Genomic DNA, 14,191 nt, shown 5'->3' on the forward strand with positions numbered 1-14,191 from the left:
GCACATTGAAACAAAGGGGCGTGCGTTGTCGGACGCGCCGACTACATTCGAGGTGACGGTGGACGCCACAGGCACGGCCACAGGACGGGCACGGGTGAGGGGGCCGCATGACGAAGAAGGACGCACCGCCCCGCTGGGACCGCAGGATGCAGCAGCGACTCGCACGCGGTGAGGCGGCCGCCCTCGGCGAGCTCTACGACCGGTTCGCTTCACTCGTGCACGGACTCGCCCACCGCGTGCTCGGGGACGAACGGGCGGCCGACGGCATCACCCGCGAGGTCTTCGCCCACGTCTGGGAGCACCCGGACGCCTACGACCCGAAGCAGGGCCCGCTGCGCACCTGGGTCGCCGGACTGACCCACCACCTCGCCGTGCAGCGGCTGCGGGCCACCGAGACCGCCGCGCTGACCGAGGCGGACCACGGCTGCGCCGAGGCGAGCGAGGAGCTGGAGCGCCGGGTGCGGCACGCCTCCGTCGCCGCCCGCGCCGACTACATAGTGCAGGCGATGCCCGCCCCGCTGCGCGCCGCCCTGGAGCTGGCCTACTTCCAGCGCCGCGACTACCGGCAGACCGCGGTCGACCTGGGAGTCACCGAGGACGAGGCCCGCCGGCGGCTGCGGCTCGGCCTCCAGCTGCTGTCCACGGCGTACGACTCCGCCGCTCCCGGAGCACCGCCCGGCTACGGAGGTGCGGCGTGAGCTTCGGTGACGACGGCGCCGGGAACGGCGCCCACCTGCCCCGCGAGCCCGACCGGCCGCCGCGCATCCCGCTGCCCCGCGCCTCCGTGGAGGACGGCGGGCTGCCGCTGCCCCCGGCGCCGCCGGCCGGCCCCGGGCCGCTCGGGCTCGAACACCCGGTGCTCAAGGCCCTGCTCGGCGCCTGGGCGCTGGCGGCCTGCTCGGCCGAGGAGACCGCGGCCGTGGAGGAGCACCTCGGCGACTGCGGGACGTGCGCGGACGAGGCACGGCGGCTGCGCGAGGCGGTCGGCCTGCTCCAGCGCCCGGAGAGCCTCGACCTCGACCCGGGACTGCGCACCCGTGTCCTCGAAAGCTGCCTGGACCGCCGTCCGCCCCGTATCCCGGTGCCCCTGTGGGCCGCGTCCTACGACGCCGAGACCGCGCGGCTCGACGCCCTGCTCCAGGACTTCGGGGACGCCGAGTGGCACGCGCCCGTGCGGCTGCGCTGGTTCCGGGGCGAGGGGGCCACGAGCCGCAGGACCACCGTCGCCGGGGTGATCGCCCACCTGCTCGCCGTGGACGGCCTGGTGGCCGTCGCCCTGGGCCTGGACGACCCGCTCGCCACGGGCGACCGGCCGGCCGGGACGGGTGGGACCACCGGGCCGCAAGGTGCCGCCGGGGCCCATGAGGCGTTCGGGGTCCACGGGCCGCACGGATCCGCCGGAACCGCCGGGACTCCCGCCGCCGGTGGGGTCGACGGAGCGGGTGGGACCGGGGGGACCACGGGTCAGGCAGGCCCGGGCGGGCCGGTGGAGACGCCGGCGCGGCGCACCGAGGCGTTCTGGGCGGGCTCGCGCTTCCCGCCCACCCGCTCGGTCCGCGGCCCCTGGCGCGAGCAGACCCACGCCCTGGTGCGGACGGTCTCCTTCACCGGAACCGGCCCCGGCGCCATGCCGGTGTCGTACGGCGGCTTCGAACTGCCCCTGCGCGACGCGATGCTGGACCGCGCCTTCGAGTGCTGGGTGCACGCCGAGGACATCGCGGAAGCGGTCGACTACCCCTACGCGCCGCCCGCCCCGCGCCATCTGCACGGCATGATCGACCTGGCCGCCAGGATGCTGCCCGGGACGCTCGCGGCCCGCCGCCGGGCCGGTCTCGCCTCGCCCTCGCGCGCCCGGCACCTGGTGACCGCCGGCCGGCCCGGCCGCAGCCTGCGCCTGGAGATCGAGGGCTCGGGCGGCGGCGAGTGGCTGATCCCGCTGGACTCACCGGGCGCGGTGGGCTCCGCCGACCACGAGGTGGCCCATGTCGCCCTGGACGACGTCGAGTTCTGCCGTCTGGCCGCCGGCCACGTCTCCCCGGAGGAGGCCGCCGCGGGTCAGCTGGGCGACCGCGAGGCGATCAGGGACGTGCTGTTCGCGGCGGCTTCCCTGAGCCGCATGTAGCGGCTACGGGAAGACGACCGTGCGGCGGCCGTTGAGCAGGATCCGCCGCTCCGCGTGCCACTTCACGGCCCGCGCCAGCGCCTGGCACTCCACGTCCCGGCCGACGGCGACGAGCTGGTCGGGCGTGACCCCGTGCCCGACGCGCTCGACCTCCTGCTCGATGATCGGCCCCTCGTCGAGATCGGCCGTCACGTAGTGCGCGGTCGCCCCGATCAGCTTCACACCCCGGGCATGCGCCTGGTGGTACGGCTTGGCGCCCTTGAAGCTCGGCAGGAAGGAGTGGTGGATGTTGATGATCCGCCCGCTGAGCTGCTTGCACAGGTCGTCGGAGAGGACCTGCATGTAGCGGGCCAGGACGACGAGCTCGACGTCCTGCTCCCGGACCAGCTGGAGCAGCTGCGCCTCGGCCTGCGCCTTGTTCTCCCGCGTCACCGGAATGTGGTGGAAGGGAATGTTGTACGAGCCCACGAGCTCGGCGAAGTCGGTGTGGTTGGACACCACGGCCGCGATCTCCACCGGCAGCGCGCCGATGCTGGCGCGGAACAGCAGGTCGTTCAGGCAGTGCCCGAACTTGCTGACCATGAGGACGATGCGCATCTTCTCGTCGGCGCGGTTGATCTGCCAGTCCATGTGGAAGGAGTCGCCGATCGCCGCGAAGCTCGCCCGGAGCTTGTCCACGGTCACCGGGGACTCGGCCGAGAAGTGCACACGCAGGAAGAACAGGCCCGTGTCGTGGTCGCCGAACTGCTGACTGTCCTCGATGTTGCAGCCGGTCATGAAGAGGTAGCTCGACACGGCGTGCACGATGCCCTGCTTGTCGGGGCAGGAAAGGGTGAGGACGTACTGGTCGGCGGCGGCCGCCGCGGCTCGGGTGGGCTGCGCGTTCATGCCCGACAGGGTCCCACACCGGCCACGGCCGTGGACAACCGTCCCGCAGGGCGGAACACCGCGCCCCCGGCGCTCCCGGCGCGGCCGGGGGACAGGGCCGCTACGCGGCCCGCGTCATGATGCGCAGCACCTCGAGGGTGCGCGGCGGGGCGTCCGCGTCGTCGCCGTCGCTCGCGGCCATCCGCACGTGCGCGTCCCGTGCCGCCCGCACGGCGTCCGGCCACCCCTGGTGGTCGACGTAGGCGGAGACCGGGGCGTCGGGACCGACCTGGTGCATGATCCGCAGCACGCGCAGCACGGCGGTGTCGACGAGCGCCGCCTCCTGCGAGTCGCGGAAGATCGTGCCGACGTACTTCTCGGCGGACCAGTTGTCGAGCCAGGTGTCCTCGACGAGGCGGTACACGGCGTCGGTGACGTCCCCGTACCCCTCGACGCCGGCCAGCCAGACGTTCTGCTGGAACGCGGGGTCGGAGAGCATGTGCAGCGCGGAGCGCACATTGCTGCGCCAGCGCCACCACGGCATGTCGTTGAGTGGCATGCCGCCCATGGTGGAGGAGCGACGGCCGCGACGGGAAGAGTTCTCCGAACCTTGCACGGTGGTCGATCGTACGTTTCCCCGTTCCGCCCGCCGCACGTACCCCGGCAATTCACCTTGGCGTCACCGTCCGTTGACCGTGAGTCACTCCCGGGTTGGTGAGGTGACGGAATCGTGCGTGTGCATGACCGGCAAGCGGCGCACGCCCACGCGAAGCACCTTCCTCCCCAGGTCCTTCCGCCTCCCCAGGCGCGTCAGATCGGCCGCCCTCGCGGCGGGCGTCCTGACCGCCTGTACGTCGCTCGCCGTCGGCTGTGGGGTCGTCCCCGGTGTGCCGGGGGGTTCCGGGGACGACCCGATCGTCGTGATGACCTGGGCGCCCGAGGGGACCTCCGCCACCAACAAGCCGGGCATGCCGGCCTTCGCGAGCGCGTACGCCCGCTGGATCAACGCGAACGGCGGTCTGAACGGCCGCAAGCTCAAGGTCCTGACCTGCAACGACCACAACGACACGGTGTCCGCCGCGGCGTGCGCCCGGCGCGCCGTCAAGGAGAAGGCGGTCGCCGTCGTCGGCTCCTACAGCCAGCACTCCGACGCCTTCCTCCCGCACCTCGAGGGCGCCGGCATCCCCTACATAGGCGGTTACGGCGTCACGAACGCCGAGTTCACCAGCCCGCTGTCCTACCCCGTCAACGGCGGCCAGCCCTCGCTGCTGGCCGGTCTGGGCAAGGAACTCGGCGCGACCTGCGGGCCCGTCTCCCTCGTGCGGCCCGACACGATCGCCGGTGACGCCCTGCCCGTGATGCTGGACGCCGGACTGACGGCGGGCGGGCACGCCGAGGCCGTGGACCAGCTGGCCCCGGAGGACGCCACCGAGTACGCCACCCAGGCCGAGGCGGCGCTGAAGAAGGCGACCGGCGACGCGGGCGGCGGCGGCAAGGGGTGCGTCGTGACCGCGCTCGGGGACCGCACCAGCACCTTCATGGACTCCTTCCGCCGCACCCGCCAGGGCTATCCCGAGGTCCGCACCGGCACCGTCCTCGGCAGCGTCGACCAGACCGTGATCAACGCCGCGGGCGCGGCCTCCGGTCCCTTCGAGGGCGCCTACGTCACCGGCTGGTACCCGGTGGCGAGCGACCCCGCCTGGGCGCCGATGAAGAAGGTGATCAGCGAGCAGGCGTTCTCCGACACCCGGATCGATCCGACGGACACCGGGGTCCAGACGACCTGGATCGCCTACACCGTGTTCCGGCAGGCCGTGGAGTCGCTGGACGGCGGTGAGGTGACCGCCGGCGCCGTACGGGGCGCCCTGGACGACGGGCTGGAGGTCACCACGGGCGGCCTCACCCCGACCCTGCGCTGGGAGTTCACCGACGAGCTCGCCTCCATCGGCTTCCCGCGCCTGGTCAACGCCGACGTCACCCTCCAGGCCGTGCGCAAGGGCCGGCTCGTGTCCGCCAGGAAGGGCTTCGTCGACGTCACGAAGACCCTGGAGAAAGCCGACGTGAACTGACCCGTCCGGCGGCGCCGGCCCTCGCCTACAGCTGCGTGGGCTGGCGCTCGGTCAGGTCGTAGGTCTTCGCGATCCCGTTCCACAGCTCGGCGGCCCGCTTCTTCTGGGCGCTGGCGGTGCCGCTCGCGCGGTTGCCCTCCAGGGTCTCGGAGGTGGTGCGGGCCCCGCCCTTCTTGCAGCTCTTCTTCTTGTTGGCGGCGACCTGGTCGGCCCAGGCCGCGTAGTGCTCGTCGGCGGCGGCGGACGCCTGCCACGCCTTGGTGAGGGCGGTGGTCAGCGCGGCGTGGTCGGGCAGCTGGTCGACCTTCAGCGCGGAGAGCCGGGTCACCAGCTCGGTGCGCTGCTTCGCCGCGTCGCGCAGGTCTGTCGCGGCCTGCCCGAGGTTGCCGCAGCTCTTCACGTCGGCCACGGCGCTGATCACACTGGCCCGGCTGCTGCCGCTGTCCGCCAGCAGCTTGTCGAGCTCGGCGGCCTGCTGGGCGGCCGCGCCGGTGGACGCCGAGGACGCGCCGCTCGCGGGGGCCGAAGCCGCGACGGTCTTGCCGTCGTCGCCCTCGTCACCGCCGCCGCCCCCCATCATGGCGCCCGCGCCGATGCCGACGACCGCGAGGGCCACGCCGATCGCCGCGAACAGCGGCACCCGAGAGCCGGTACGACCGCCCCGGCCGGCGCCGTCGTCGCGCACCGCGCGTCTCCCGCCCGCCGCGGGACCGCCCGGCGGGGTGTGGCCGGTCTGCGGGGTCCGGGCGGCGGGTCCGGCACCGTAGCCCGGCGCACCGCCGGGACCGCCGTACCCGGGGGCGTCCGGCTCGGAGTAGCGCGGGAGCTGCTGCGTGGACCCGGCCGGCCCGTCGCCGCCCGGTCCGCTGCGGAAGAGGTTCTCGAACTCCGCGGGCGGCTGCCGCTCCCCGTCGGCCTGTGCGGCGACGGGCGGTATGTACTGCGTGGGCTCCGAGTCGGAGTAGGCGCCGGGCCGCGCTCCCGGCGCGGAGGCCTGCGCGCCCGCCGGGAAGGCCCCCGTGCCCGGGTTCTGGCGGCCGGGACCCGGGTAGGGGCCCGACTCGGCCGGGACCTCGGGCGGCAGCGCGCCCGGGGCGACGGGCGGCAGGTACTGGGTGGCCCCCTCGTCGGCGGGCGCGGCGGGAACGGGCGGCAGGTACTGGGTGGCGCCCTCGTCGGCCGGAGCCGCGGGCGGAACGGGGGGAAGGTACTGGGTGACGCCCTCGTCCGCCGGGGCGGGAGCGGCGAAGGACGACGGGTAGGGGCCCCGGCCGCCGTCGGCCGGGACCGGCGGTATGTACTGCGTCGCGCCGTCGTCGGAGGACAGGGGGGCGGCCGGGGGCAGGGGTGCGCCCGGCGCCGGGGCACTCTCCGGCGGGAGGGGGCCCGCACCCGCGGGGTCGCCCCCGTGCCACTGGTCGGAGCGCCCGGTGTTCCACCCGTCCTGCGAGGGCTGCTGGTGCTGCTGCTGGTCCGCGGGGAGCGGCCAGCTCTGCGCCTGCTGCCCGGCGGGGGCCTGTCCGCCGGGGCCCCAGGGGTCGCCCCAGGTCTGTCCGCCGGCGGGCGGCTGCTGCCCGTACCGGTCCTGGCCGTACTGATCCCGGCCGTACTGGTCCTGCCCGTACTGCTGCTGCCCGTAGCGGTCCTCGCCGTACGGCTGTTGCCCGGGCTGCTGCTGTCCGGGCTGCTGCTGTCCGGGCTGCTGAGCGCCGTACCCGCCGGAGTAGCGGTCGGACGGCGGTGGCGTCGGCGGCCCCTGGCGGGGCGCCGGCCGCGGCACGCTCGCCGTCATTCCCGGCAGCAGGGGCTCCCCGCCGTCGGAGGGCAGCACGATGCCTTCGCGCGCGGGCTGCGCCGAGGGCTCCTCGCCCTGTCCACTCTGCGTCACCGGGACTCCTACTGATGGGGGACCTTCGGAATCGTCGGTTCACGCTACCGGGTCCCCGGAACCCCGTGCCACGCAGCTCAGTCGTGATCTCCCTTCCGGCCGGGCCGGCCGGGGCATCGGTAACAGATCCGGAGCGCCGTGCGCTGTATCCGCCTCTCCCCGTGCGGGATCCCGTCGTTTCCCGCGCGTTCAGGCAGCGGCGCCCCGTCCGTTCACGCCGCGGTCTGCAACTCCAGCCGCGCCCCGAACTCCCGCACCACCGACTCGTCCCGGAACGGCTCCAGCCGCTGCTGGAGGTCCTCGAGGTACTCCGCGCCCCGGTTGGAACGCAGCGTCTCCAGCAACTCGACAGCCTTCAGGCCCGTGTTGCAGGCCTGCTCGATGTCGCGCTGCTGCACCTGCGCGGTGGCCAGCAGGACATAGCCGATCGCGCGCCGGCGCGCACGGCTCTCCGGGTGCCCGGCCAGGGACTGTTCGGCGCAGCGGGCCGCCGCCTCGGCCTGGCCGAGGTCACGGTGGCAGTGCGCCAACTCGTCGGCCAGATAGGCCTCGTCGAAGTGCGCGATCCACGCGGGATCGTCCCCGGCGGACGGCTCCGCGGCCTCCAGTGCCGCGACCGCCCGCCCGGACGCCGTCTGCGCCCCGCGCGCGTCGCCCATCAGGGCGTGGCCGCGGGCCTCCGCCGCGAGGAACATCGCCTGCGCGCGCGGGGTCACCCGCCCCCGCGCCCCCTCCTGCGCCGCGCGCGCCAACTGCGCGATCTCCCGCGGGTTCCCGAGCTGCGCGGCGAGGTGGCTCATGGAGGCGGCGAGGACGTATCCGCCGTACCCGCGGTCACCGGCCGCCTGGGCCAGCCGCAGGGCCTGGATGTAGTAGCGCTGGGCGAGACCGGGCTGACCGGTGTCGACGGCCATGTATCCGGCGAGTTCCGTCAACCGGGCCACGGCCGCGAACAGTTCGCGGCCCACCGCCTCCCGGTAGGAGCCGGCCAGCAGGCCCGACACCACGCTGTTGAGGTAGTGCACCACGACCGGGCGCACATGGCCGCTGCCGTACTGGTGGTCCAGGTCGACCAGGGCCTGGGTCATCGCCTTGACGGCCGCGACGTCGGACAGGCCCACCCGGGGACCGGCCGACCGTGCCACCTGCGCGTCCGGCGAGGAGATCAGCCAGTCGCGGCTCGGCTCGACCAGCGCCGAGGCGGCCACGGAGGAACCCGAGAGGAAGTCGCGCCGGCCCACGTCGCTGCGCCACAGCTCGCAGACCTGCTCGATGGCCCCCAGGACGGTCGGCGAGAACTGGAGCCCCACGCCCGAGGCGAGGTTCTTGCCGTTGGCCATGCCGATCTCGTCGATCGTGACCGTACGGCCGAGTTTGCGGCCCAGCGCCTCCGCGATGATCGCCGGAGCGCGTCCCCGCGGCTGCTGCCCGCGCAGCCAACGGGCCACGGACGTCTTGTCGTAGCGCAGGTCGAGGCCGTGCTCGGCGCCACACATGTTGACGCGGCGGGCGAGCCCGGCGTTCGAGCACCCCGCCTCCTGGATGAGCGCCTGCAGCCTCTCGTTCGGCTGCCGCGCGACTAGCGGCCTTGCGGCCATGGGCACTACCCCCTGTGGCTGCGGTGACCGGGGCGGCGGGTACCCGCCCACACACCGAGTTGACGTGTCTTCCACCGAAAAGTTCCGGCCGAGAAGATCAATGCCCCACGCCCTCATCGAAAATGCGAGGCATGTGAGGATTGCCGAGAATTACCGAGGAACACAGAGATTGCCGGGTTACCGGCGGAAGCCCGCCCCCTCTTCCTGGATACCCGCTCCCGCGCCCCTTCCTGCCGCGCGCCCCCGAACATGCACCCATGCGCCCCGGACGCGGAACCGGTGCTCCTCCCCCGCGCAAAGTGGCGGGCGTAACCCCTGGTGACGGCTAGAGTTGTGTTCATCGTGGAAGAGACCATCGCGGGCGCCGAAGCCACTCATATCCCGAAGCAGCGCGGGGAATCGCTGCTCGAGACAGCTGTTCGCTACGCCGAGGAACGACACTGGGACGTCTTTCCCGGCACCTGGCTGGAACCCGTCGGCGGAGTGCAGCACTGCTCCTGCGGAGACGGCGCGTGCGCGGCGCCGGGCGCGCACCCCGCGCGCCCCGACTGGGCGACCCAGGCCACCGGCAGTGCGACGGTCGCGCGCCGGATGTGGCAGAAGCAGCCGACCGCCTCGATCCTGCTGCCGACCGGCCGCTCGTTCGACGCGATCTCCGTCCCGGAGACGGCCGGGTTCCTGGCCCTGGCGCGGATGGAGCGGATGGAGTCGACGCTCGGTCCGGTCATGCTGACGCCGGACCGCCGGATGCAGTTCTTCGTGCTGCCGGGCGCGTCGGCGAAAGTGCCGGACCTGGTACGCAAGTTGGGCTGGTCGCTGTCGGCGCTCGACCTGGTGACGCTCGGCGAGGGCACGTACGTGGCCGCGCCGCCCACCCGGTTCGGTTCGCGGGGCGCCGTGCAGTGGGCGTGCCGGCCGACCGCCGCGAACCGGTGGCTGCCGGACGCGGAGGAGCTGATCCCGCCGCTCGCCTACGCCTGCGGACGGGATCGCTAGCGACGCCCCGTCAGGAGCCGCGTCACCGTAGGGTTTCCGGCATGACGTCGGTACGCGTGCGCAACCTCTGGAAGCGGTTCGGGCAGCAGGTCGCCGTTGCCGGGATCGATCTCGATCTGCCCTCGGGGAAGTTCATCGGGCTCGTCGGTCCGAACGGCGCCGGGAAGACCACGACCCTGTCCATGGTGACCGGGCTGCTGCGGCCCGACCAGGGCTCGGTGGAGGTCGTCGGGCACGACGTGTGGCGGGACCCCGTCGAGGTGAAGGCGCGGATCGGGGTGCTGCCGGAGGGGCTGCGGCTCTTCGAGCGCCTGTCGGGCCGTGAACTGCTCGCCTACAGCGGCCGGTTGCGGGGCCTGCCCGGCGCCGAGGTCGACAAGCGGGCCGCACAGCTGCTCGACGTCCTCGATCTGGCCGGAGCCCAGCACAAGCTGGTCGTCGACTACTCGACGGGCATGCGCAAGAAGATCGGCCTCGCGGCCGCGCTGCTGCACAACCCCGAAGTGCTCTTCCTCGACGAGCCGTTCGAAGGGGTCGACCCGGTGTCCGCGCAGATCATCCGCGGCGTCCTGGAGCGGTACACGGCGTCGGGGGCGACCGTCGTCTTCTCCTCCCATGTCATGGAGCTCGTCGAGTCGCTGTGCGACTGGGTGGCGGTGCTGGCGGCGGGCCGGATCCGGGCGCACGGGACGCTGGCGGAGGTACGGGGCCCGGCCCCCTCGCTGCAACAGGCGTTCCTGGAACTCGTCGGCGCGCAGGGGCGGGACGCCGGTTCCGACCTCGACTGGCTGGGCGGCGGGGCGGCCCGGTGAGCGGGCGGACCTCGTCGCCGGCGCTCGTCCCCACCGTCGTACGGCTGAAGCTGTCGCTGCTGCGCAACGGGCTGCGGCAGTCGGGCGGGCGGCGGGCCGCGTACGTCGCCTCGGCGGTCGTCACGCTGCTGTTCGCCGCGCTCCAGCTGCTCGGTCTGATCGCGCTGCGCGGACACGACCACGCGGTGTCGCTGGTGGTGCTCCTGATGGCGGTGCTGGGGCTGGGCTGGGCGGTGATGCCGCTGTTCTTCCCGAGCGGTGACGAGACGCTGGACCCGACCCGGCTGGTGATGCTGCCGTTGCGGCCCCGGCCGCTGGTGCGGGCGCTGCTGGCGGCCTCACTGGTGGGTATCGGGCCGCTGTTCACCCTGCTGATGCTGGTGGGTTCGGTGGTGTCCGTGGCCCACGGGGCGGCGGCGTGGGCGGTGGGCGTGCTCGCCGTCGTCCTCGGGCTGCTGGTGTGCGTGGCGCTCGCCCGCGCCGTGGCCGCCGCCAACATCCGGCTGCTGACCAGCCGCAAGGGACGCGATCTGGCGGTGCTGAGCGGGCTGGTCGTCGCGATCGGCGCGCAGGCCGTCAACTTCGGGGCGCAGCGGCTCGGCTCCTCCGGTCTCGGGCAGCTGGATCCGGTGGCGGACGTCCTGCGGTGGCTGCCGCCGGCGTCGGCGATCGGCGCGGTGGACTCGGTGAGCGAGGGCGCGCACGGGGTCGCCGCCGCGCAGCTCGCCGTCAGCGCGGGCGCGCTGGCGCTGCTGGTCACGGCGTGGACGCGGAGCCTGACGCGGCTGATGACCTCGCCCGACGGCTCCACCCTCCAGGCCGCCGAGCCGGCCGCGCGGGAGCGGCGGGGCGCGGCGGGGCTCGGGCGGCTGCTGCCGGGCGGGCGCACCGGCCCCGTCATGGAGCGCAGCCTGCGCTATGTCTGGCGCGATCCGAAGACGAAGGCGGCCTGGGTGACCTCGCTGGCCATCGGGCTGATCGTGCCCGTCCTGAACGCGGTGCAGGGCACCGGCTCGATCTACTTCGCCTGTTTCGCCGCCGGGATGCTCGGCATCCAGATGTACAACCAGTTCGGGCAGGACACGTCCGCGTTCTGGATGGTCGCGATGACGATCTCCACGCCCCGGGACGCGTACGCCGAGCTGCGGGCGCGGGCCCTGGCCCTGCTGCTGATCACCCTGCCGTACGCGACGCTGGTGACGGTGCTGACGACGGCGATGCTCGGCGACTGGTCGAAGCTGCCCGAGGCGCTGGGGCTGTCCCTCGCGCTGCTGGGGGCGATGCTCGCGACGGGCGCCTGGACCTCGGCCCGCTTCCCCTACTCGATTCCGCAGGAGGGCTACAAGAACGTGGCCCCGGGGCAGGCCGGTCTCGCCTGGATCGCGATCTTCGGCGGGATGGTCGCGGCCGCCCTGCTGTGCGCCCCCGTGATCGCGGTGACGATCTGGCTGCACGTCACCGAGGGCGGGGAGGACTGGACCTGGCTGCTGCTGCCGGGCGGCGCGGCCTACGGCGCGGCGATCACGCTCCTGGGGCTGCGGCTGGCCGCTCCGCGGACGGCGGCCCGCCTCCCGGAGATCCTGACGGCCGTGAGCAGGGGCTGACCGGCCCCCCGGAGCCCGGTCGGGGTCAGGGCGCTCCGGGGGTCAGGACGGCGTCCAGGAACGGTTCGATCGCGGTGCGCCAGCCCTCGGGCTGGTCGTAGTGCACGAGGTGTCCGGCGTCGGAGACCTCCGCGTACTCGCCGCGGGGCAGGACGCGCACCATCTCCTGGGCCTCGGCCCGCCCGAGTTCGCCGTCCAGGCCGCGCACGACCAGCACCGGGCAGCGCACCTGGGCCAGTTCCTCCCAGTGGGCGTCGTAGACCCAGGTCTCGCGGGACTTGAGCATCTGCTCGGGCTCGAAGACGGGACGCCAGCCGTCCGGCGACTCCTGCATCACCTCGGCGTAGAACTCGCCCCGGGAGGGGTTCGGGCGCTCCACCCAGGGATCGTCCTCGCCGAACCACTTGCGGACGTCGGCGAGCGTGGCGAAGGGGACCGGCCAGGACTTGAACCAGTCGCCCCACTCGCGCTGCGAGGCCGCTCCCAGCGCGGAGGCCCGCATGTCGCAGACGATCAGGCCGCTCACCAGGTCGGGGCGTTTCGCGGCGAGCTGCCACGCGGTCAGCGCGCCCATGGCGTGGCCGATCAGGAGGGCCGGGGCGAGCCCGAGCTGTTCGAGGGCGGCCTCCGCGTCCTCGACGTAGGCCTCGCGGGTGAAGGCGGCCTCGGGCGGTTTCTCGCTCTGGCCGTGGCCGCGCTGGTCGAGGGCGACGGCGCGGTGCCGCTCGGAGAGCCAGCGGGCGGTGGACGCCCAGTGCGAGGCCCGGCCCATCAGACCGTGCAGTAACAGGACGCCCGGCCTGTTCACGTCCTCGTGCCCGCCGGGCCGCTCCCGGTCACAGTCTCCCGCCGTCTGGGACGGAATGACGGGTTCCGTCACGGCCTTCGCCGGGTCACCCTTGGGCGGGTCACCGAACTCCCAGGCCGCCAGGCGTACGCCCCCCGCCCCGGTCACGTCGATGCGTCGCGCCATAGGTACTGGCACCCCCTAGCCGTTATGCCGCCGCGCTGCCGATGCCTTCGTACTGCCTTCAATCACCCGCAGGCTATCGAAAGGCCTTTCGAGAAATGCACTCTCCGCGCACAACACCCCTCGTTCGAGTGACCACACTCAAGGAATGATCCCCGCTGCCGAGGGGAGACCTTCATCGGGGGGCGGACCGCTCGGGGAAACCGGTCCGAGGGAATGACCCTGAGAGCTCGGGGCTCCGGGTCAGTACAGGGGAGGACAGGCCCCGGTGCCGTACGGCACCGGGGCTCTCCACTGCTCCGCGACACGGCATCCCGCCCCCTCCGGTCATATGCCTCACGCGACAGCCTGGCACGGGAAGCCCTCCGGCGCTGCGATTCGACACAGGGAATCTGCGATTCGACGAGATCGACGGCACACCCCAACTGCCCCACGCTCCCCAGGAGTTGAACAACCCTCAGCGTTTCACCGGCGGCGGGGCCGCGGGCCCCGGGGTCAGCGCTTCGCCACGAACACGTGCGACGCGACCTCCGACTGGAGCTCGGCCGCCTCGCCGCCGCTGCCCACCAGCACACCGCCCGCCGACTCCGTCACGCTCACCACCGAACCGGGCTGCACACCCGCGCGGCGCAGCGTGTACATCAGCTGCGCGTCCGTCTGGATCGGCTCGCCGATCCGGCGCACGACGACCGTCTTGCCGTCCGAACCCGGGTCGAGGTCCGCCAGCGAGACCATGCCCTCGTCCAGGAAGGGGTCGGCGCCGTCCTTCTCGCCCAGCTCCTCCAGGCCCGGGATCGGGTTGCCGTACGGCGACTCGGTGGGGTGACGCAGCAGCTCCAGCACCCGGCGCTCGACCGCCTCGCTCATCACGTGCTCCCAGCGGCAGGCCTCGGCGTGCACCTGCTCCCACTCCAGGCCGATCACGTCGACCAGGAGACACTCGGCGAGGCGGTGCTTGCGCATCACGCGCGTGGCCAGCCGGCGGCCCTCGTCGGTGAGCTCCAGGTGCCGGTCGCTGGCCACGGAGACCAGGCCGTCGCGCTCCATGCGCGCCACCGTCTGGCTGACCGTCGGCCCGCTCTGGTCGAGGCGTTCGGCGATGCGGGCACGCATGGGCACCACACCTTCCTCTTCCAGCTCGAGGATGGTGCGGAGATACATCTCCGTGGTGTCGATCAGTCCGGACATGTGTGCCCCTCGATTAGCTCTGCGGAAGGCTCGACGGCTCTCCGGCGCGTGCGCTGGCCCTGGACCCAATTCTGCCG

12 protein-coding genes are annotated in these 14,191 nt (G+C 73.4%); 6 read left to right on the forward strand and 6 right to left on the reverse strand.

Annotated elements, in window-relative coordinates:
• The first annotated feature begins 107 nt into the window (after window positions 1-107).
• The gene (locus Saso_RS16570) at window positions 108-698 is read left to right on the forward strand and encodes an RNA polymerase sigma factor (protein ID WP_203833531.1); all 591 of its coding nucleotides are present in this window, start codon (window positions 108-110) and stop codon (window positions 696-698) included.
• Window positions 695-2,122, forward strand: coding sequence for a zf-HC2 domain-containing protein (locus Saso_RS16575; protein ID WP_189921049.1), 1,428 nt, complete (start codon window positions 695-697; stop codon window positions 2,120-2,122). The genes Saso_RS16570 and Saso_RS16575 overlap by 4 nt, the downstream gene beginning before the upstream one ends.
• A 3-nt stretch (window positions 2,123-2,125) precedes the next feature.
• On the opposite strand, the gene purU is transcribed toward Saso_RS16575, so the two are convergent.
• Together purU and Saso_RS16585 are read right to left on the reverse strand one after the other, a co-directional pair.
• On the reverse strand, window positions 2,126-3,010 hold the full coding sequence (gene purU / locus Saso_RS16580) for a formyltetrahydrofolate deformylase (protein WP_189921050.1): 885 nt from the start codon (window positions 3,008-3,010) through the stop codon (window positions 2,126-2,128).
• Window positions 3,011-3,110: 100 nt separating this feature from the next.
• Window positions 3,111-3,557, reverse strand: a complete 447-nt coding sequence (locus Saso_RS16585; RefSeq protein WP_189921052.1) for an SCO4402 family protein — start codon at window positions 3,555-3,557, stop codon at window positions 3,111-3,113.
• A gap of 172 nt (window positions 3,558-3,729) precedes the next feature.
• Here Saso_RS16585 and Saso_RS16590 point away from each other — a divergent pair, with 172 nt between their 5' ends.
• Window positions 3,730-5,058, forward strand: a complete 1,329-nt coding sequence (locus Saso_RS16590; RefSeq protein WP_189921054.1) for an ABC transporter substrate-binding protein — start codon at window positions 3,730-3,732, stop codon at window positions 5,056-5,058.
• A gap of 25 nt (window positions 5,059-5,083) precedes the next feature.
• Here the strand turns inward: Saso_RS16590 and Saso_RS16595 are convergent, their stop codons facing one another.
• Window positions 5,084-6,946: a hypothetical protein gene (locus Saso_RS16595; RefSeq protein ID WP_189921056.1), complete on the reverse strand. Its 1,863-nt coding sequence runs from the start codon at window positions 6,944-6,946 to the stop codon at window positions 5,084-5,086.
• A 212-nt stretch (window positions 6,947-7,158) separates the two neighbouring features.
• Window positions 7,159-8,544: a transcriptional regulator gene (locus Saso_RS16600; RefSeq protein WP_189921058.1), complete on the reverse strand. Its 1,386-nt coding sequence runs from the start codon at window positions 8,542-8,544 to the stop codon at window positions 7,159-7,161.
• 333 nt (window positions 8,545-8,877) lie between these two features.
• On the opposite strand from Saso_RS16600, the gene Saso_RS16605 reads away from it, so the two are divergent.
• From Saso_RS16605 to Saso_RS16615, 3 genes are read left to right on the forward strand one after another with little or no spacing between them, the layout of a single operon-like run.
• Window positions 8,878-9,540: a bifunctional DNA primase/polymerase gene (locus Saso_RS16605; RefSeq protein ID WP_189921059.1), complete on the forward strand. Its 663-nt coding sequence runs from the start codon at window positions 8,878-8,880 to the stop codon at window positions 9,538-9,540.
• Window positions 9,541-9,581: 41 nt separating this feature from the next.
• Complete coding sequence (locus Saso_RS16610) at window positions 9,582-10,352, forward strand: ABC transporter ATP-binding protein (RefSeq protein WP_189921061.1); 771 nt, start codon at window positions 9,582-9,584, stop codon at window positions 10,350-10,352.
• Window positions 10,349-11,956: a transporter gene (locus Saso_RS16615; protein ID WP_189921063.1), complete on the forward strand. Its 1,608-nt coding sequence runs from the start codon at window positions 10,349-10,351 to the stop codon at window positions 11,954-11,956. The genes Saso_RS16610 and Saso_RS16615 overlap by 4 nt, the downstream gene beginning before the upstream one ends.
• Window positions 11,957-11,981: 25 nt before the next feature.
• Here the strand turns inward: Saso_RS16615 and Saso_RS16620 are convergent, their stop codons facing one another.
• Both Saso_RS16620 and Saso_RS16625 read right to left on the reverse strand, forming a co-directional pair.
• Window positions 11,982-12,929: an alpha/beta fold hydrolase gene (locus Saso_RS16620; protein WP_189921065.1), complete on the reverse strand. Its 948-nt coding sequence runs from the start codon at window positions 12,927-12,929 to the stop codon at window positions 11,982-11,984.
• A 492-nt stretch (window positions 12,930-13,421) separates the two neighbouring features.
• On the reverse strand, window positions 13,422-14,114 hold the full coding sequence (locus Saso_RS16625) for a metal-dependent transcriptional regulator (RefSeq protein ID WP_189921067.1): 693 nt from the start codon (window positions 14,112-14,114) through the stop codon (window positions 13,422-13,424).
• Window positions 14,115-14,191 lie beyond the last annotated feature (77 nt).

The organism is Streptomyces asoensis, assembly GCF_016860545.1.
Classification (GTDB): domain Bacteria; phylum Actinomycetota; class Actinomycetes; order Streptomycetales; family Streptomycetaceae; genus Streptomyces; species Streptomyces asoensis.